We start from the raw sequence: 19,890 nt of genomic DNA, 5'->3' as shown, positions 1-19,890 counted from the left end.
CACTGCGGCTAAATTACTAACAATATAATAAGAAAAGTAACCCCAACAACTGAAAATAAAAACGGATTAGGTGATAGTGTGAAAGTGGTATTTTTATTAGCCTTAGTGTGCTTATGTGGCGATAGATTGGCATTTGTTAAAGGCATTAATCAGCAGCGAGTTACTATTGCTGCTAACCCTACAGTTGCACCTTATGTAATAAGTGAAAATGATTCAGGTATTCAGCTCGAGATTGTAAAAGCAGCACTTAGTAACCAAAATATAAATAAGGTTGATGTGCAATATATGTCAAATCAGCGTGCCGATGCTTTATTGAACCGAGGGCATGTCGATATTGCATTAAATTATTCGGGTATTTTAATTACTGGCATATATCGAAGCCAATCTGTTGTAAGTTATGAGAATGTAGTGGTGAGTCTTAAAAAGAGTAACTTCAATATTAATACGATTTACGATTTGGCCACTAAAAGCGTTTTAGCATTTCAAAACGCACCCGCTTATTTACCAAAAGAGTTTGGCCACAACTTAGAGAACTTGAGAGGGTACGAAGAAGTACTTAATCAACAAGCGCAGATTCACCATTTAATGGCAGGCTGGGTTGATACGATTATTCTCGATAGACGCATATTCCTTTACTACTTAAAGGAATATCAAAAAACCAATGCCACAAAAGATTTTGTTATCCATGCTATTTTTCCATCTGCGGCAAGGCCTGCGTACTTTAATAATGATTTGCTGAGACAGCAGTTTGACAAAGGCTTAGCCAACATAATTCAAAGCGGTGAATATCGCACCATAATGCTTAATTTAGATAAACAATATACTCAGCGCGACTTCACTCGTTTTTAGTTGTTAATCAAATAACGCCACGGTTTGGCGAGTTAAGGCTATAAGCTCTCCTGATTGCGACCAAATACAGCCATCTTCAAGACCATACCCATCTTTTGAATGATGAGTGACTGCTTCAAACCCCAGCCATTCACCTGGCGCTAAGTTAGGCGCTTGTACAAACTCTAAATACCACGACATGCTACTTGCCGGTGCTGGTTGTTTAAACATTTGCAGCAATGTTGGCGGCCATGCGTCAGTAAGGGCAATAACATGGGCTTCAGTAATTTCTTCTGGCGCATGTTTAAAACGCATCCAACCACCTAAATGAGAGGTCTCAGCACTGCTAAACGGCATGGCTCCTTGTTGAGGGCACAAATCAACATGTTGAAAAAACTCTGGCATTTGCCCAGGCACAAACCCTAAGCAGTGACGTTCGTTCACAGGGTGTAAGCTTAGCGACTTTGATACCGGTACATTAATTGATGAATTACGATTTTTAGCAAAACAGGCCTGCACAATTACGCATACTGAATCATCCTGAATTGCTTTGGCGAGCACTTGGGTGCTGCTTTTCCCTTCACGTAATATTTCTACCGACAAAGAAAATGGCTTTTCAGCCAACAAAGGGCCTACAAAGTTTGTGCTTAAAGAAAGCAGTCGTCTTGTTGAATCAACTTTATTGCGCATTGCTTGATAAAGAAGCGCCGCAGAGAGTCCGCCAAAAGCCGTTCTACCTTGGCACCAATTAGCAGGGAACTGCATAGTATTGGTTTCTGGGCCTGTTTTCTGACTTACTTGAGAGGCGAGTTGTAATAATTGTTCAAAGTGCACAAATAATGTCCTTTTGATGTTATTTACTAAATTTATATCACACACAAACTCATCAGACCAGATAATAAAGGTCCTCTTAAATAACAAAAAATGAGCAATCCTTACTCTTTTTAGGGTTATTTAGTAAATAAATTAAAAAAAATGAATTTTTTTTCATTTTTACAGTTGAATTAAGTTTGTAGCATCCCTATTAACTAGTCATCGAACGTATTAACGAATTTAGAAGTTGGAGAAGATTCATGGGTAGAATTATTGGAATCGATTTAGGTACTACTAACTCTTGTGTTGCAGTACTTGATGGTGACAAAGCACGTGTTATTGAAAATGCGGAAGGCGATCGCACAACCCCGTCTATTATTGCTTACACGCAAGACGGTGAGACTTTAGTAGGTCAACCTGCAAAACGTCAAGCGGTAACTAACCCAACAAACACATTGTTCGCAATTAAGCGTTTAATTGGTCGTCGTTTTGAAGACGAAGAAGTACAACGTGATATCGGCATCATGCCTTTCAAAATTATCAAAGCTGATAATGGCGACGCATGGGTTGAAGCGGGCGGCGAAAAACGCGCTGCACCACAAATCTCTGCTGAAGTACTGAAAAAAATGAAGAAAACAGCTGAAGACTTCTTAGGTGAAGAAGTAACTGAAGCGGTAATCACAGTACCAGCATACTTTAACGATTCACAACGCCAAGCAACCAAAGATGCTGGCCGTATCGCGGGTCTTGAAGTAAAACGTATTATTAATGAGCCAACGGCTGCAGCGCTTGCATACGGTATGGATAAAAACCGTGGCGAAAACGTAGTAGCGGTATATGACTTAGGTGGTGGTACTTTCGATTTATCAATCATTGAAATTGATGAAGTTGAAGGCGAGCACACATTTGAAGTTCTAGCGACTAACGGTGACACTCACTTAGGTGGTGAAGATTTCGATAACCGTGTTATCAACTACCTAGTAGCTGAATTTAAGAAAGATCAAGGTATTGATTTACAAACTGACCCACTTGCTATGCAACGTGTTAAAGAAGCAGCAGAGAAAGCAAAAATTGAGCTTTCATCAGCACAATCTACAGAAGTTAACCTTCCGTATGTAACCGCTGATGCGTCAGGTCCTAAGCACATGAACGTTAAACTAACACGTGCTAAGCTTGAGTCACTAGTTGAAGATTTAGTAACTAAGTCAATTGAACCGCTTAAACGCGCACTTGCTGATGCAGACCTATCTGTGAACGATATCAACGATATCATTCTTGTGGGTGGTCAAACTCGTATGCCACTTGTTCAAAAAACAGTAGCGGAATTCTTCGGTAAAGAGCCACGTAAAGACGTTAACCCTGATGAAGCAGTTGCAGTAGGTGCAGCGATTCAAGGTGGTGTACTTGCTGGCGACGTGAAAGACGTACTATTACTAGACGTATCACCATTATCTCTAGGTATTGAGACGATGGGTTCAGTAATGACGGCACTGATTGAGAAAAACACCACGATTCCTACTAAGAAATCGCAAACATTCTCAACAGCAGAAGATAACCAGTCTGCGGTAACCATTCATGTGCTACAAGGTGAGCGTAAACGTTCAAGCGACAATAAATCTCTAGGTCAATTTAACCTAGAAGGTATTCGCCCAGCACAACGTGGTACACCACAAATCGAAGTAACATTCGATGTGGATGCGGATGGTATCTTACATGTATCTGCTAAAGATAAAGACACAGGTAAAGAGCAAAAAATCACCATTCAAGCGTCTTCAGGTTTAAGTGATGAAGAAGTTGAAAAAATGGTTCGCGATGCAGAAGCACATGCTGAAGACGATAAAAAGTTTGAAGAGTTAGTGGCTGCACGTAACCAAGCTGACGCACTTGTTCACGGTACACGTAAACAAATTGAAGAAGCGGGTGATGCACTACCAAGCGAAGACAAAGAAGCAATTGAAGCGGCTGTTGTTGACCTTGAAGGAGCAATTAAGAGCGACGACAAAGCAGAAATTGAAGCTAAAACACAAGCACTTGCTGAAAAGTCTCAAAAACTAATGGAAATTGCCCAAGCTAAAGCACAACAAGCAGGTGGTGATGCCGGTGCAGAGCAACAACAGTCTGCTAAGCAAGACGACGATGTTGTTGATGCAGAGTTCGAAGAAGTTAAAGACGACAAGTAATTGTTACTAACGCTTCTCGCTAACCGAAAACACCATGACTACATTGCGTGTTTAAGTTAGGATGAACACCTGAGGCGCGTAGGCTAAAGCTTAACGCGCCTTTTGCATGTAAGAGATGTAAGTAAAGTGCTTTAAAAATTCAATGATAAATCGATATGATTTATCGGTTTGTCCAGCAGCTAGCGCTGCATATAGAAAAGAGTAGTGTGATAGATATGTCAAAACGCGATTATTACGAAGTCCTCGGCGTAAGCAAAGATGCGAGTGAGCGAGACATAAAAAAAGCGTATAAACGCTTAGCGATGAAATATCATCCAGATCGTACCGCCGGTGATAAAGACCTTGAAACCAAGTTTAAGGAAGTAAAGGAAGCCTACGAAATATTAACGGACGATCAAAAACGTCAAATGTATGACCAATACGGCCATGCAGCCTTCGAACAAGGTGGTGGCGGTGGTCACGGTGGCTTTGGCGGCGGCCAAGGTGACTTTGGTGATATTTTTGGTGACGTATTTGGTGATATTTTTGGTGGCGGCGGTGGCCGACGCCAATCTCGCCAGCAACGTGGTTCCGATTTACGTTACAACATGGACTTAAGCTTAGAAGAAGCGGTTCGTGGTAAAGACGTTGAAATTAAAGTACCGACTTGGGTTAGTTGTGACCCGTGTGACGGCAGCGGCGCCAAAGCAGGTTCTAAGCCAAAAACATGTACAACCTGTCACGGTGCAGGCCAAGTACAAATGCGCCAAGGCTTTTTTGCCGTACAACAAACATGTCCAACATGTCATGGACAAGGTCAAATTATTTCAGATCCTTGTAACAAATGTCATGGCCAAGGCCGTGTAGAGAAAACCAAAACACTATCGGTAAAAATTCCAGCAGGTGTTGATACAGGTGACCGTATTCGTTTATCTGGCGAAGGTGAAGCTGGTATGCACGGCGCACCAGCAGGTGATTTGTATGTTCAAGTGTCGGTTCGTGAACATAAGATATTTGTTCGTGAAGCGAACAACTTATACTGTGAAGTGCCTATTAGCTTTACTACAGCAGGCCTTGGCGGTGAAATTGAAGTGCCAACATTAGATGGCCGTGCGAAACTTAAAATACCTTCAGAAACACAAACGGGCAAAATGTTCCGTATGCGTGGTAAAGGTGTTAAGTCTGTACGTAGTGGTGCTCAAGGTGACTTAATTTGTAAAGTGGTGATTGAGACACCTGTGAATCTTAACGAGCGTCAACGCGAGCTGCTTACTGAACTTGAAGAAAGCATGGGCAAAGATAGCTCAAAAAATCGTCCAAAAGAGCAAGGCTTTTTTGATGGCGTTAAAAAGTTTTTTGATGACCTGACTAAGTAATTATTAGGGTTAACAGAACTTAGGTAAAAACGGCGCTTTTTTAAGCGCCGTTTTTTTGTTTAATATGGTAAGTTATCAGAAATTTATTAAGGACAATATCAGATGACCCCTGCAATAGAACAGCTAAAAAAATCCCGAATTAAATTTGATATACTCAGCTATGAGCACGATGTAAACAATACTAATTACGGCCTTGAAGCAGTTGAAAAGCTAAATCTTAATAGCGCTCAAGTATTTAAAACATTGGTGTTAGAAACCTCAGAACAACAACTAATTGTTGCTGTGACGCCAGTTACTCAGCAGGTTAATTTAAAGCAATTGGCTAAGCTCTGCGCAGTAAAAAAAGTAATGCTGGCAGAGCCGCAAAAAGTACAGGCAAGTACAGGATATATTTTGGGAGGCGTTAGTCCTCTTGGACAAAAAAAGCGCTTAAAGACCTACATACACTCAAGCGCATTAGACTTTGATACTATTTATGTGAGCGCAGGTAAGCGAGGACTTGAAATTACACTCAGCCCAGCATGCTTAGCTGAGCTTATTCAAGCTTCGTTTGGTAATTTCTAATGCTGACTTAATTATCAAACTTGCGTCGTGTAAATAAAACTGATTATTTGCTTCAACAAATATAGTTAACTAATGTAAATACTACCTATAGCAGTTTTTGTTAATTCATTTTAATGAAGATTTGTTTGTACCTACTTTGGTTAATCATTCGTATGAGAATATTAGTTGTTGATGACATGCCATTAATGCGTCATGTGCTCATTAATATGTTGAGGCAGTTAGATTATAAAGACATTGTTGAAGCAACCGATGGTCTGCAAGCGTTAACTATACTTAAAAATCAACTTATAGATTTGGTTATAACAGATCTACATATGCCAAAAATGGATGGCCTTACCCTACTTGATGCTATTAGAAAGGATACTGAGCATGCTCAGCTCCCCGTACTTATGGTGACTTGTGAAGACAGCTCTGAGACTGTAAAAAAGATAATTAATGCAAAGGTATCAGGGTTTATTATAAAGCCCCTTAGTATGAATGTGCTGTCAGCTCAATTAACACGTTTAGCTAATAAAGTTTAATCGCACAATATTTTTAATCTAATTACTTAATAAACATAACTCTGATTATTAATTCCTACGCCCATCAATTTCTTTTCTATCATGTGATAGCATATGCTATTAACTAATCAAAAAGTAATGATTGAGGAAGTATGGCTAAGCCCAATAAAAAAGGGCCTACAAAAACGGTCGATATATTATGTTCTGCGTGTAAGGCACCGTTATTCAAATACCGTAAAGGGGGTAAAGGTGCTTTAGTTAAATGCTTTATAGAAAGAATAACCCAAGATCACACCCATACTGAATGCGTATGTCCAGGCTGTGAGCGGCCTTTTGCTCGCCCAACGACTATAAGAGGGACTGCAGCTTATAAAATGATAGGTGGTAAAGTCACTTTTAAATAAAGTAGCTATTTAACCCAAACTATCAAGAGGCGGACATAAGCCCTTGTTTGCTTTTTTTCCACTGGTAAACTTCGCTGGTTTTGCTGTTTCAATGATTGAAAAAAACCCTCCCCATGGATTGGGCCAGTCAGTTGGGTTTTAAAATGGAAAAGGATAGACGTGTGATTGCACTTTTATTTGATATTGTTGGTATGAGTGGCACTTTTTTAGTGGTTGGTTCGTTTTTTTTACTGCAACTAAATAAAGTATCGCCAAAAAGTTTGACGTATAACTTAATGAATTTAAGTGGCGCTATTTTGTTACTTATTAGTCTTTGCTATAACTTTAACTTAGCGAGTTTTGTAATTGAAATATTCTGGATCGCAGCCTCATTAATTGGTTTGTATAAGTACTTCAAAGACAAGCCAGCGCTTGCAAAAGCGTAGATTAAGCTAAAACAGCATCCCCTTGCAGGGAATTAAACCGTGAAATATTTTTAGTTTCACGGTTTTTTAGTTTTAATACACTTGTTAACAAAAAGTTTCTTCTGCAAAGACCTATAAATCGATACAATAGTGGCTATTACTTATTATTGGCACCTTGGTGTCATAGGCGTTTATGTTCTCCATCCCTAAAAAAATTATTTTTGCTTGTATTCTGTTAGTGCTGTTATTAGTGGTTACATTTTCATTTGGCCGTGCTTATGATTTAGGCCAAGCTAAAATTCAAGCTGACCAACAGGTCATTCAATTAAATAATTATATTGATAATGAACTCGCGCGCTTTGCAGCTATTCCTCAGCTCCTTACCGAAAATAATTTATTGATTCGTTTTACTAATAATGAATCACAACACTTCAATGCAATTAATAATTACTTGGCTGATATTCAACAAGCCAGCGGTGCCTCAGATGTATACATACTAGATACTCATGGCGACGTTATTGCCAGTAGCAACTGGCAAACCGATTATACGTTTTTAGGGAGCAACTTTGCATTTCGGCCTTACTTTAAACAAGCTTTTGCCGGAGAAAAGGTCGCCTACTTTGCTCTTGGACAACGCTCGAAAGAACGCGGAATATACTTCTCGCAGGCTATTTACCAAGATGGCAAAGCCATTGGCGTTGTGGCACTAAAAATTAATGTCGCTAAATTTGAAAACGATCGTTCGTTATTAAATACTTCAAAAGGCAGTCATTTTTATTTGCAGCTTGCGGATAAAGTTATTGCTATGTCAGATGAGCCAGCATGGCGTTTAAACACGTTTACAGAGCTTGATATTACTACACGCCGCGATATTAAACAGCGCCGTGCTTACTTAGATCATCAACCGTTACAAATAAAGCAGCAGCGCTACAAAAGTCAGGGCATTGAGCAATTTAAAATTGCTAAAGATCAATATGTTGCCGCTTCAAGACCACTGACACACCTAAATGCAACGATGACGGTATTGGTTGATATTTCAAGCATAAATGCATTACAGGTGCCCAGATTGTTATGGCTTGTGTTGTTTTATTGGGTATTTATTTTTGTCGGATATAGCTTATTGGCACGCTTTGCCGGATATAAAAAATTACTGTACTCGCGTCACAGTTTAGAACTTGAAGTATTAGAGCGCACCCAAGCGCTTGAAAAAGCGCAAACAGCACTAGTACAGTCGGCAAAATTAGCCACAATAGGGCAACTAAGTGCGGGTATTAATCATGAAATTAACCAGCCACTGAGCGCCATGAACACTTATTTGGCAAGCGCTAAAATTTTCCTCAAAAAGGGGAAACTCAATGCATTAAGTGAAAATTTAATTATTATTGAGAATTTAGTAGAGCGGGTGCATAAAATAGTGGCGCAGCTTAAACACTTTAGTAAGCCGGCGACAATGCAATTGCGACCACATCCACTGTCGGCGTTATTAAACAATGCGTTGATGATCACCCACCCGCAACTTAAACAAGACGATGTGAACGTCAGTGCTCCGCAGTTTTCGCAAGAGATCACGGTGTGGGTTGATGCATTAAAATTTGAACAAGTACTGGTTAATGTGATCACCAATGCGTCACAAGCAATGAAAGGTGAGCCTAAACGAGAGCTTAGTTTCGATGTTGAGTGTTTTGAGGAGCGCGTTAAGCTTTCTATTTTAGATAGTGGTCCAGGTATTGAACACCATGTGCTGGGATCTATTTTTGAACCCTTTTACAGTACCAAGTCAAGTAATGGTTTAGGGCTGGGCTTATCAATATCAAAGCAAATTATTGATTCATTTAATGGTTACTTAACGGCGCACAATCGTCCTCAAGGCGGTGCACAGTTTATTATTAGTTTATCAAGCATAGAGGCCCCAAAAAATGATTGAAGCCGTTGTTTGTAAGCAAGTGGTTGTTATTGATGATGAGGCGATGATCCGTGATTCGTTAAATCAGCTTTTAACCCTCGAAGGGTATGAGGTGCAGTGCTTTAGTGATGCGAGTATTGCTTTAAGCCGTTTAAGTCGCAATTTTTATGGCGTTGTCCTCAGTGATATAAATATGCCAACTATGGATGGTTTAACTTTTATTGAGCAGGTAAAAGCATTTGACAGTGAACTTCCGGTAATATTTTTAACAGGTTATGCCGATGTTTCTGTAGCGGTTAGAGCAATGCAATTAGGTGCTTATGATCTATTTGAAAAACCCCTGAACGAAAATTTATTAGATTGCATTGCTAGGGCCTCAGACAAACGTGCTTTAGTTATGGAAAACAGAGCTCTGAAGCGTGCGGTTGAAAAGACCTCTGCGCCCGGTGTGCGCATTTTAGGAGAGACCCTTAAAATGCAGCACATGATGAACTTACTCAACACAGTGATTGATACACCCGCAGATGTATTAATTGAAGGTGAAACTGGTACAGGTAAAGAATTGGTTGCCCGTTATTTACACGATCATAGTAACCGTTCCAGCTGTCAGTTTGTGGCTATTAACTGTGGTGCGGTGCCTGAGCAACTAATAGAAAGTGAATTGTTTGGTGCTGTTAGTGGTGCATATACCGGCGCAACACAAGATCGCAAAGGCAAGTTTGAGTTTGCACAAGGCGGCACGGTTTTTTTAGATGAAATTGAAAGCACTCCCTTGTCACTACAAGTTAAATTACTACGGGTGCTTGAAGAGCGAAAAGTTACTCCCGTTGGTGCAAATAAAGCCATTGACCTTGATATTCGTATTGTTGCGGCCACTAAGGTCGATTTACTTTCGTTGGTAGAAAAAGGTGAGTTTAGAGCCGATTTATACTATCGATTGAGTTTAGTTAAAGTCAGCATTCCCGCGTTAAGAGATAGAAAAGCCGATATTCCTTTGTTGTTTAAGCACTTTAGCTCTATTGCGGCCACTCGTTTTCATAAACCTTTAGGTGCGCTTAATATTGAGTTACAACAGCGCCTACTTGCGCATGATTGGCCAGGTAATGTTCGTGAATTAAGAAACCAGGCTGAACGAGCGGTACTACTTGGCCCCGATCTGGCTTTTGCACAGAGTGACTCAAGCAGTAGTGGCTCGTCGTTATCATTGGACTTAAGCCTTGCAGAAAAGGTCAGCTTTTATGAACAGTCTTTAATTGAAGAAGCCTTAGAGCTTAATCATGGCAGTATTAAAGACACCATGGCAACGTTGCAAATCGCGCGCAAAACCCTCTACGATAAAATGAGTAAATATAACCTTAATCGAGATATGTTTACCGATTAGTGGGTGGAAATGGTGATAGTAGGTATTTAAAGTGTGTGGAAATCCGCACATTTTAAAGCTTTTTATCATGGTTTTGTTTTTTAAGTCACTGAAATTTATTGTTATTATCCAGTTGGTCATGTTCTTGCTCTACAGTTGTAGACAACAAGTAACATCACATAATTAGGATACATAATGAAAAATAATCTATTCCAAGGTTCAGTACTTGCTGCGTTATGCAGTGCTGCCACACTACCTGTAACAGCGTTTGCTGCAGATTACACTGTGTATGGTAAAGCCGAAGTACAAATTGCCAACACCGATACTGGCATTATGCGTTACGCAGATGAAGGCACACAAATAGATGCCCCTTTTTCGCGTATTGGTATTAAAGGGGACCATAAATTAAATGAGTATTTTACTGCCGTATTTAAATACGAGGTTCAAGTAAAAGGTTTTGAACACGACGATACCAATGAGCCTTTTGCAGCACGTAATACTTACCTTGGCCTAAAAGGTGCGTTTGGTGAAGTGGTCGTTGGGCGAAACGACACTCGCTTTAAATACTCTGAAGGTAAACTCGATAACTTTAACGAAACCCAAGCAGATATTTCACAAGTTATTGCCGGACAAGACCGATTAGGCGACACCATTACTTATACCTCTAAATACTGGCACAATGCACAGTTTTCATTTACCTATGCGCCAAAAGATGACAACAAAGATAACGAAGCTGGATTTGCGGCAACCCTGATTTATGGTGACCGTAGTTTAAATAAAACACCTTACTCTATTTCAATTAGCCATGTTGACTCACTTAATAACATTAAAGCAAGTCGTGTTGCAGGCGTGTATAAATTTGAAAAGCTAAAATTAGGTGCGTTATACCAACATTCAGAATCAATTGATGGTACTAAATCAGGGAATGGTTATGTGTTAAGTGCAAGTTACAAGCTCGATAAATGGGTTCCTAAAGTACAATTTGCAAAAGATGATTCAAAACTACGTCAAGCATCAGACGCTACTCAGTGGACTACCGGTGTAGACTACATTTTTGATAAGCAAACTACCGCTTACCTTTTATATACTGACCTCGACCTAGAAGAGAATGCTGATAGTAGTGTTGCGCTTGGTCTTAAATATAAATTTTAAAGGCTGTTAATATGACAAAACGTATTTTAGAAAATAACGCCAATAAAAAGCCGTTTATACAGTGGCTGTTATTATTACTTGGTCCGTGTGTAATGTTACTGACCTGTTTAGCTGATCCGCCAGTAGGAATGTCGGTTGCTGCTTTTAAAACTGCAGGCTTAGCATTTTGGATGGCGTCGTGGTGGGTAAGTGAAGTTGTGCCCATTCCTGCTACCGCATTACTTCCTTTAGTGATTTCGCCTATTGTAGATATAGCGGCTATAAAAAGTGTTGCAGCTCCTTATGCGCATCCATTGATCTTTTTATTTTTAGGCGGTTTTTTAATATCAATTGCTATGGAGCGTTGGGGGTTACACAAGCGTATTGCATTAAGAACTATGCTTTATGCAGGTAAAAAACCAAGCTTACAAATTTTAGCCATGATGTTAGTGACTGCATTTTTATCAATGTGGATGTCTAATACCGCTACCGCAGTAATGATGTTGCCTATTGCCTTATCTATCACTCATTTAGTTAAAAGCTCAGATCCTAGTAATGAGGGGTTTGGTAAAGCACTTTTACTATCTATTGCTTATGGTGCGAGTATTGGTGGTATTGCTACTTTAATTGGTACTCCTCCGAATGCATTAATGGCTGCATACCTATCAGATAGCTACCAGATTGAAATTGGCTTTGCTCAGTGGATGATAGTTGGTGTGCCATTAGCACTTGGCATGTTAATCATCAGCTGGATTTGGCTAACTAAATTTACCTACAAAGTTGATGCGAATGTACAAGCAAACAAGCAAATTGACACTAAAGCGGTATTTTCTTCGCAGCTAAAAGACCTAGGACTCATGCAACGTGCTGAAAAGGGCGTGTTGTTTGTATTTGCGTTTGCGGCTGTTTGTTGGATATTTAGACCATTACTAGGCGATGTAACCGGCCTTAAAATTTCAGATACGGGTATTGCAATTGCAGCCGCATTACTTTTATTTGTACTACCTGCTAATAAAGGCAGTGATGAGCGAATTTTAGATTGGGAAAGTGCAGCTAAAGTACCTTGGGGTGTGTTGCTTTTATTTGGGGGTGGCTTGACGCTAGCCTCGCAAATTAAATCATCAGGATTAGCCGATTACATTGCCAACATGATTGAGGGGGCCAGTGCAATTCCTTTAGTTATGAGCATTCTTGTGGTGGTGGCACTCATTACTTTCTTAACGGAAATTACCAGTAATACGGCAACAGCCGCAGGCTTTTTACCCTTACTAGGCCCAGTTGCTGAGTCAATAACTGGCAGTCCGTTAGTGTGGGTTATTCCAGCTGCGATTGCGTGTAGTTGTGCGTTTATGATGCCAGTAGCCACACCACCCAATGCGATTGTGTTTGGCTCGGGTGAAATTAAAATGAAAGACATGATCCGTGCTGGCTTTGTGTTAAATATTGTCGCTATTGTTTTAATTACTTTAGTAACAATGACCATAGCAGCTCAGGTTTTTGGCTTTTAATAGCTTCCCTCTAATTAGCTAACAAAACAGATAACCGATGCACACAAAAGCAGTGCATCGGTATGAGTTCCAACCAACCTTATGAGTGTTTTTGCAACGCTTTTCATTATGTTGCAAAATCACTCTTTATTGCTCGTGTAACAGATCAAGGTTATAGTCTTGAAAACGTTATAAATCGAGTAGCCTATTTTGACCACTGATACATTATCTACAGGGACTTTGCGTTCACAATTTAATGAACTAAAGCACTCTTTTGAAGACACCCCTTACTTACCCATTGAGCAACGCCTTGCTTTACTTAAGCAAGTACGCGCTAACATTGTAACGCTAGAGCAAGACTTAATTGCTGCAGTATCTAAAGATTTTGGTTACCGAACGGCCTTTGATACCTTAGTAGGTGATATTTTGCCCACCATGCAGGGGCTTGCACATATTATTAAAAAGTTACCTCGCTGGTCTAAGCCTAGTCATCGCAGCGCGGGGTTAAGCTTATGGCCCTCAAAAGTAAGTGTAACCTATCAGCCTATTGGCGTGGTGGGTGTGATTGCACCGTGGAACTATCCTATTCAATTGGCATTGGTACCGGTCATCACCGCGATTGCAGCGGGCAACAGGGTTATGCTAAAGCTCAGTGAATTTACGCCTAATACCAATGCGGTTCTTGAAAAAATATTTATAGGTGAATTAAGCCAACACTGCACCATTATTCAAGGTGGCAGCGAGGTGGCGAGTGAGTTTTCATCATTACCCTTTGCACATTTATTATTTACTGGCTCAACAGCGGTCGGTAAGTTGGTCATGGGCGCAGCGAGTAAAAATTTAACACCAGTCACTTTAGAACTAGGCGGAAAATCGCCAGTCATTGTGTTAGAAAAAGCAGACGTAAATAAAGCCGCTCGTGCTCTATTATTTGGCAAAATGGCCAATGCAGGGCAAATATGTGTGGCTCCTGACTACGTATTTGTTCCTAAAGCATTAGAACATCAGTTTATTAAAGCTTTGTGCACACTTTATAAAAAGCACTTTAAGCAAGGTGTTGAAGGGAAAAACCTGACCTCTATTATTAGTCCAGCTCATTATCAACGTCTGCTAGGTTATTTAGAACAAGCACAACAACAAGGCGCTAAAATAACAAAGCCACTTGAGCAAAATCAACAAGATGCTGAAAAACACCGGATGGGTCTGCATATTGTGACGCATGTCACCGACGAGATGCAATTAATGCAAGAAGAGTTATTTGGGCCTATTTTACCGATTATGAATTATGACAAATTAGATGATGCGCTTAATTATATTCGACTACGCCATCATCCATTAGCGGTCTATATTTTGGGCCAAGACAAGCAAGCGCAACAGTACATTATTAAGCAAACACTTAGCGGAACCGTTGCCGTTAACGATACATTAATACAAGTAGCTGCCGATGATGTACCATTTGGCGGGGTGGGTCATTCAGGAATGGGGCATTATCATGCTAAAGAAGGCTTTTTAACCTTTAGCCATGCAAAAAATACCTTAGTATCAGGCTCGTTTAATCCGCGTATAGGTTTATTACTTAAACAAAATAAATTACTGATCAAAGTGCTAAAGTGGCTTTATGTAAAATAGCCTGTAGTACTTAAAATAAAAAAGCTGAATGAATCACTTCATTCAGCTTTTTTAGTTATTCTTTTGGCTTAAAACATTCGCCCTTCACCCGCATAAGTACCCGCTAAAATTTTATTATAAATAGCATCGGCTTTTTCTTTAGCCTCAGCGACTTCCTTAGGGAGCATAGTGCGTTCATCAAGTTTACGACTGTGACTAGCTTGCATATTACCGCTATACTCAGCAATGGTATTCCACACATACGACATTTCAAGGTTTTTTGGCATTCCTAAGCCTTCGAAATACATCAGTGCTAAATTAAATTGTGCAAGAGTGTAATTATTTGCGGCGGCTTTTTCATACCATGTTCTGGCGGCTTTATAATCTTGGCTCACGCCATCGCCGTTGGCGTACATTACCCCTAAATTATACTGTGCAGCAGGAAGGTTTTTATTGGCTGCTTTCTCAAATAAGCTAATAGCCATTTGTTTGTCTAACTTTACGCCATTGCCTTCGTCATACAATACTGCAAGTGCAAACATCGAATCTACATGATTCTTTTTAACTGCTTGTTGATAAAGCTCTGCAGCTTTGTAGTAGTCGCGAGTAACTCCATGTCCGCCCTCGTACAACTTACCTAGTTCGTAAATACCTGGGGCATAGCCTTTGTCTGCAAGGTAATTAAACTCTTTTAGTGCTTCCTCAAATTGCCCTGCGTTTGCAGCTATTATGCCTTCCTCAAGCCCTGCATAAGCATAAGGTGTAGCAAGTATAATGCCCGCAAAGAACATTGCTTTTAAATTAGACTGTGACATATGCATGTCTCCAAATTAGTTATCGTTGTTGGTAAGCATCATAACGATTAATCATTTACTTCTTACTCGAGTAGCTAATAAATTATGAGCTAAATCAATAACGCCAACGTTTATAAATTAGATATACAAACGTATTAACAAGTAGCTTTAACTATAGCTCAAAAATTCTAAACTTAAGCACATAGCTATGATATAAATTGCGTTAGCTTGCGATTCTATAGAAAAATGAAAAAAATAAAAGCAAGCAGTAGCTTACATAATTACTTATGATGATTTTTGGCAACCAAAGCATCATACAACGGGGTCTTTTCATGTTAAATAATTTAAAAAATATAAAACTAGGCAAAATTATTTTTATAACCAGTTTGTTATTTATTACCAGCTGTTCAACGACATTTGCCTATAACAACCTAGGTTGGTTATCGTCATTTTGGATAGATGATTACGTTGATCTTAATAAAAGCCAATCTAAGCAGTTAAAAGCTATTATTAACGACACCCGAGATTGGCATCGTGAAGTTGAATTACCAAAATATAAAGCCGATTTACTCGACCTAAGACAATTGCTAAACAATGAAGCCGATACTGCGCAGTTGATGGATAAAATAACCCAAGTGAAGCAGCATTGGCGAAACTTGCTGTTGCATACTAGTGACCCTTTAATTGAGTTAGCGCTGACCTTAACCCCATCACAGCGAAGTGAAATGGTAGAAAATATTCGCGAGCAAATTAATGATGAAATCCAAGAGCACGCTTCATTAACTAAAGAGGAGCACCAACAACAACGCTTAGAGAGGCAACTAGACTACTACAAGCAGTGGCTTGGCAAACTCACTTCTGAGCAGCAAACGCTCATATCACAAGCCAATAGTGAGCATATCTCTACCAGTGATTTATGGTACGACTATAAATTAACTCGTTTAGCCGCACTTAAAGCCCTTTTTAGCCAGCAAACACTTAGCGAGGCAGAGTTTACCCAGCAATTACACACCATTATCACTGAGCGTGAGCAATATATGAGTAATGAGCTGCTTGAGCAAAATGAACAAAATTTAAAAGCTTATGCGCATTTGCTACTCAAGTTAAATAAAACGCTGAGCGTTAAACAGTTAGCGCATGTTGACGAAGAATTTGCAGATTTAGTGGGTACTGTTAATGACTTGCTTACAGATTGAGGTTGTTTTCTAGTTCTTTTTGCTTGTTTTTACTGGCTTATTTAGCTGAAAATTGTGATTTTTGCATTTCAGGGGTATTATAAGCCATCAAAAATATTTTAAGTTATCCATGGATATAGCTGCTCTTAATAGTACAAAAACGCTACGCAAGCACGTTCTTAAATGGATGTGTATTTGCTTTGGTTTTTTGTCGTTGGTGTTTGCCGTTTTTAATTTATTAGTAAATAATTTACACCTTGTTGGTGGTCTCGAAGTCGGCTTTTCCTTATTATGCTTGTATATTTTTAAGCACTCACAAAAACACTACCCTAAGCGCTGGCATGCCATTATCATGTGTTTAGCCATCTCTTTAATTGTGTTGTGCGGCACTTACTTAGCCCCCCTTAAAAACGGTCTGTTTTTATGGACATTTATTTTGCCTATTCTTTATTACTTACTACTTGGTAGGCGTTATGGGTTAATTTTGTCTTCGGCATTACTTTTTTTGCAGTTGATGGTGTTATCTCAAAAACTGCCACATTCATCGTTTTCAGCTTTTAACATAGGACTTAACTTATTATTCGTATACATAAGCATATGGGCCATATCTCATGTTTTTGAAGGTAATAGAGCTGATTTTTCGAAACGTTTAAAAAATTTAGCGTTACTCGATCCCCTAACCGGTGCTGGTAATCGTTTATCAATGAACCAGTATTTTGAAGTAGAGCTCAGAGATAAATCTCAACTTTACTTATTTTTACTCGATTTAGACTACATTAAACAAATTAATGATCAGTACGGGCACGAGGTGGGCGATAAAGTGTTGGTTGAGCTAGCAACATTATTGCGTGTCACTTTTGCTAAAGGGTATGTATTTAGAGTGGGAGGTGAAGAGTTTTCACTAATGAGCAATTTTGATAGCCCGCAAGCAGCCTTAGCAATGGCAGAAAAGTTAAGACTCGCAATACAAAATAAGCACATCATTGCCAATGGTGAAACCATTAAGTTAACCGCTAGTATAGGCGTTGTTCAATACCAGCAACAAAGCCTAAGTGAACTAATAGACTTGGCTGATAAACAACTTTATAAAGCCAAAGAAACTGGCCGCAACGAGGTCTGTACTGATATTTTAGTGCATGGTTAAGTTTAGTGCGGCTTAATACATTTGTTCAAAATCAGGAATACTGTTTTCCCAAATCGGTTTTTCTTTACCAATATATTCACGTACAGCATCAAAAAATAACCGGGTTCTTACCGGTAAATCACGATGTGGGTATACTGCATACATGGCACTGTGTTCCATTAATTTTAGATCCGTTAATAAAGGCACCAGTTGTCCATCAATCACTTCTTTATCCAATATAAACGCGGGAGCTAAAACGTAAGTGGTTCCAGAGAGTGTTTTCATTAACAGTGCTTCAGCATCATTGGCTCTAAATACACTTTTAATTTTTTGTTCGCATTGTTCACCCAGGTGGTTGTAGTAACTTACTCCATCAACTCGCAGTGAACTACTTGCGTAACTAGCGGCGGGTAATTGTGCTAAATCAGTTATGTTTTTCGGCATTCCATAGGTTTCGATAAATGCAGGGGAAGCTAAAAGTAATAAACGATTACGCGCAATCTTTCGAGCAATCAAAGAGGAGTCTTTTGGCTCACCCACTCTAAATGCTAAATCAAATCCTTCTGAGACAATATCGACAAGCCGATCATCTAAACGAAGTTCTACTTCCACTTGCGGAAAGCGCTTTTGGAAATCGTTGATCACTGGTTGTAAATAACGCCGACCAATTAAAGTCGATGAGGTAATTTTTAATACGCCACGAGGTTCTAAGTGATAATTCTCTGCCATACGCAGGGTATCGCCGAGTAGGCTTCGCAACTCGTCCGCTTTTTTTATCATTTCAGCGCCTGCTGCGGTAAGTGAAAACGAGCGGGTGGTTCGATTTAATAGCCTCACGCCTAGCTCATCTTCTAAACGACTAATTTGTTTAGAGATCACGGAACGATCAATGTTGCGTATTTCAGCAGCTTTAGCAAATGATCCCTGCTCAACCACTTCAAGCAGCATTAAGAGTCGGCTTGTTGTATCCATTATTGCACCATTGTGTCACTTTGATGCCATTTTGGCACTAATGAATTTAAAAATCTATTGTTTTTGTCAACAAGTATGTTCCGTATTATGTATCGCCTAATTAACAGGAGCGTCGTTATGAACAAACACTTAGTTGCTACAGCCTTATCTGTTGCATTAATTACTCTGACCGGTTGTGCTGAAGAAAGCACAGCGCAATCAGCACCCGCACAACAATATCAAGCTATTGATGTAGCCCAAGTCCTGGTCAAGCCTGTACAAAGTTGGCATACCTATACAACGCGCTTAGAGTCACCGCAAAAAGTGGCATTAATGCCGCGTGTATCAGGCATTATTGAGCAAATTGAATTTAAAGAAGGGGATGCTGTTAAACAAGGTGATGTGTTATTTCGCCTTGATGATCGTTCATTTAGAGCCACGGTAGCTAGTTTACAAGCTCAGGTTAAAAGTGCACAAGCGGCTCTTGAACAAGCAAAAAGCGAAGCATCACGTGCAGTGCGTCTAACTGAGCGTAAAGCAATTTCTACAGAACAAGCGCAAGCTCGTACCTCAACGTTACGTCAACGTGAAGCACAACTTGCTGCACTTAAAGCTCAGCTTAAAGCCGCAGAACTTGATTTAGAGTTTACCTCTGTGGTTTCACCTATTGATGGAATTATCTCTCGCGCAAACATCACTAAAGGTAACAACGTCCTTGCCGGGCAAAGCGTGCTCACTTCAATTGTGTCTAATGACAAAATGTATGCTTACTTTGATGTCGATGAACGTACTTGGAACAATGCATTTGATGATGTTACTGCATCAAGCAAGCAACCTGTTGTTATGCAAAAAGTAGGGCAGAGTGATTTTAATTACAACGGCCACATCAACTTTATAGATAACCAAATTAATGCTTCTACTGGCACATTACGTGTACGAGCGGTATTTGAAGATCGTAGTAACGAGTTACGCTCAGGTTCTTTTGCACGCATTAAATTGGCTGCTAATGCAATACGCGAAACCGTCATTATTCCAGATAGAGCTATTGGTACTGATTTAAAAAATCGTTTTGTTCTTACTGTGGGCGAAAATAATGTACTGCAATATAAATTGGTTACTGTCGGTGAGCGCTATGGCGCATTACGTGCCATTACCTCTGGCCTTGAACAAGGTGATGTGATTGCAGTGAATGGGCCAGCTCGCGTAGGGCCTGGCATGCCAATATCACCAAATAAAGTGACAATTAATACCCAAGGTGTGGCATTTACACTCACTGCTAACCCTGCCGATTTAGTTGCTAAGCAATAAGG

General features: G+C 39.8%; 18 protein-coding genes. 15 read left to right on the top strand and 3 right to left on the bottom strand.

Annotated elements, in window-relative coordinates; genetic code table 11:
• The first annotated feature begins 78 nt into the window (after positions 1–78).
• Positions 79–849: an ABC transporter substrate-binding protein gene (locus MTF66_RS08810; RefSeq protein ID WP_248527056.1), complete on the top strand. Its 771-nt coding sequence runs from the start codon at positions 79–81 to the stop codon at positions 847–849.
• A 3-nt stretch (positions 850–852) separates the two neighbouring features.
• On the opposite strand, the gene MTF66_RS08805 is transcribed toward MTF66_RS08810, so the two are convergent.
• A complete protein-coding gene (locus MTF66_RS08805; RefSeq protein WP_138621416.1) occupies positions 853–1,662 on the bottom strand; it encodes an acyl-CoA thioesterase II in 810 nt (269 codons plus the stop codon).
• 239 nt (positions 1,663–1,901) lie between these two features.
• Here MTF66_RS08805 and dnaK point away from each other — a divergent pair, with 239 nt between their 5' ends.
• The 11 genes from dnaK to MTF66_RS08750 all read left to right on the top strand — a co-directional run bounded on the left by dnaK (position 1,902) and on the right by MTF66_RS08750 (position 14,558).
• Entirely contained in the window at positions 1,902–3,821 is a 1,920-nt protein-coding gene (gene dnaK / locus MTF66_RS08800; RefSeq protein ID WP_138621414.1) for a molecular chaperone DnaK, read from the top strand.
• Positions 3,822–4,036: 215 nt separating this feature from the next.
• Positions 4,037–5,176 carry a molecular chaperone DnaJ gene (gene dnaJ, locus MTF66_RS08795; RefSeq protein ID WP_138608032.1) on the top strand — a complete coding sequence of 380 codons (1,140 nt, stop codon included), beginning with the start codon at positions 4,037–4,039 and terminating at the stop codon, positions 5,174–5,176.
• 102 nt (positions 5,177–5,278) lie between these two features.
• On the top strand, positions 5,279–5,740 hold the full coding sequence (gene ybaK, locus MTF66_RS08790; RefSeq protein ID WP_076919711.1) for a Cys-tRNA(Pro) deacylase: 462 nt from the start codon (positions 5,279–5,281) through the stop codon (positions 5,738–5,740).
• A gap of 152 nt (positions 5,741–5,892) precedes the next feature.
• A complete protein-coding gene (locus tag MTF66_RS08785; protein ID WP_138621412.1) occupies positions 5,893–6,261 on the top strand; it encodes a response regulator in 369 nt (122 codons plus the stop codon).
• 131 nt (positions 6,262–6,392) lie between these two features.
• Positions 6,393–6,644, top strand: a complete 252-nt coding sequence (locus MTF66_RS08780) for a hypothetical protein (protein ID WP_248527055.1) — start codon at positions 6,393–6,395, stop codon at positions 6,642–6,644.
• A gap of 161 nt (positions 6,645–6,805) precedes the next feature.
• Positions 6,806–7,069: a hypothetical protein gene (locus MTF66_RS08775; protein WP_010389010.1), complete on the top strand. Its 264-nt coding sequence runs from the start codon at positions 6,806–6,808 to the stop codon at positions 7,067–7,069.
• A gap of 172 nt (positions 7,070–7,241) precedes the next feature.
• Positions 7,242–8,972 carry an ATP-binding protein gene (locus tag MTF66_RS08770; RefSeq protein ID WP_138621410.1) on the top strand — a complete coding sequence of 577 codons (1,731 nt, stop codon included), beginning with the start codon at positions 7,242–7,244 and terminating at the stop codon, positions 8,970–8,972.
• Positions 8,965–10,332, top strand: coding sequence for a sigma-54 dependent transcriptional regulator (locus MTF66_RS08765; RefSeq protein ID WP_036954930.1), 1,368 nt, complete (start codon positions 8,965–8,967; stop codon positions 10,330–10,332). Before MTF66_RS08770 ends, MTF66_RS08765 begins: the two co-directional genes overlap by 8 nt.
• A 174-nt stretch (positions 10,333–10,506) precedes the next feature.
• Positions 10,507–11,463 carry a porin gene (locus MTF66_RS08760; RefSeq protein ID WP_138593878.1) on the top strand — a complete coding sequence of 319 codons (957 nt, stop codon included), beginning with the start codon at positions 10,507–10,509 and terminating at the stop codon, positions 11,461–11,463.
• An 11-nt stretch (positions 11,464–11,474) separates the two neighbouring features.
• The gene (locus tag MTF66_RS08755; RefSeq protein ID WP_248527054.1) at positions 11,475–12,950 is read left to right on the top strand and encodes a DASS family sodium-coupled anion symporter; all 1,476 of its coding nucleotides are present in this window, start codon (positions 11,475–11,477) and stop codon (positions 12,948–12,950) included.
• 189 nt (positions 12,951–13,139) lie between these two features.
• Positions 13,140–14,558, top strand: a complete 1,419-nt coding sequence (locus tag MTF66_RS08750; protein WP_248527053.1) for a coniferyl aldehyde dehydrogenase — start codon at positions 13,140–13,142, stop codon at positions 14,556–14,558.
• Positions 14,559–14,626: 68 nt separating this feature from the next.
• On the opposite strand, the gene MTF66_RS08745 is transcribed toward MTF66_RS08750, so the two are convergent.
• Entirely contained in the window at positions 14,627–15,352 is a 726-nt protein-coding gene (locus tag MTF66_RS08745; protein WP_248527052.1) for a tetratricopeptide repeat protein, read from the bottom strand.
• Between the two features lie 311 nt (positions 15,353–15,663).
• Between MTF66_RS08745 and MTF66_RS08740 the strand changes: the two genes are divergently transcribed.
• Positions 15,664–16,527, top strand: a complete 864-nt coding sequence (locus MTF66_RS08740) for a DUF6279 family lipoprotein (protein ID WP_138570228.1) — start codon at positions 15,664–15,666, stop codon at positions 16,525–16,527.
• Positions 16,528–16,636: 109 nt separating this feature from the next.
• Positions 16,637–17,650: a GGDEF domain-containing protein gene (locus MTF66_RS08735; RefSeq protein WP_248527051.1), complete on the top strand. Its 1,014-nt coding sequence runs from the start codon at positions 16,637–16,639 to the stop codon at positions 17,648–17,650.
• A gap of 12 nt (positions 17,651–17,662) precedes the next feature.
• On the opposite strand, the gene MTF66_RS08730 is transcribed toward MTF66_RS08735, so the two are convergent.
• Positions 17,663–18,601, bottom strand: a complete 939-nt coding sequence (locus MTF66_RS08730) for a LysR family transcriptional regulator (RefSeq protein WP_010389001.1) — start codon at positions 18,599–18,601, stop codon at positions 17,663–17,665.
• 117 nt (positions 18,602–18,718) lie between these two features.
• On the opposite strand from MTF66_RS08730, the gene MTF66_RS08725 reads away from it, so the two are divergent.
• Positions 18,719–19,888, top strand: a complete 1,170-nt coding sequence (locus tag MTF66_RS08725; protein WP_055011970.1) for an efflux RND transporter periplasmic adaptor subunit — start codon at positions 18,719–18,721, stop codon at positions 19,886–19,888.
• Positions 19,889–19,890: the final 2 nt, after the last annotated feature.

The sequence above is a fragment of the Pseudoalteromonas sp. 2CM39R genome (genome assembly GCF_023161845.1).
This window is presented reverse-complemented; position numbering and strand designations above follow the sequence as displayed.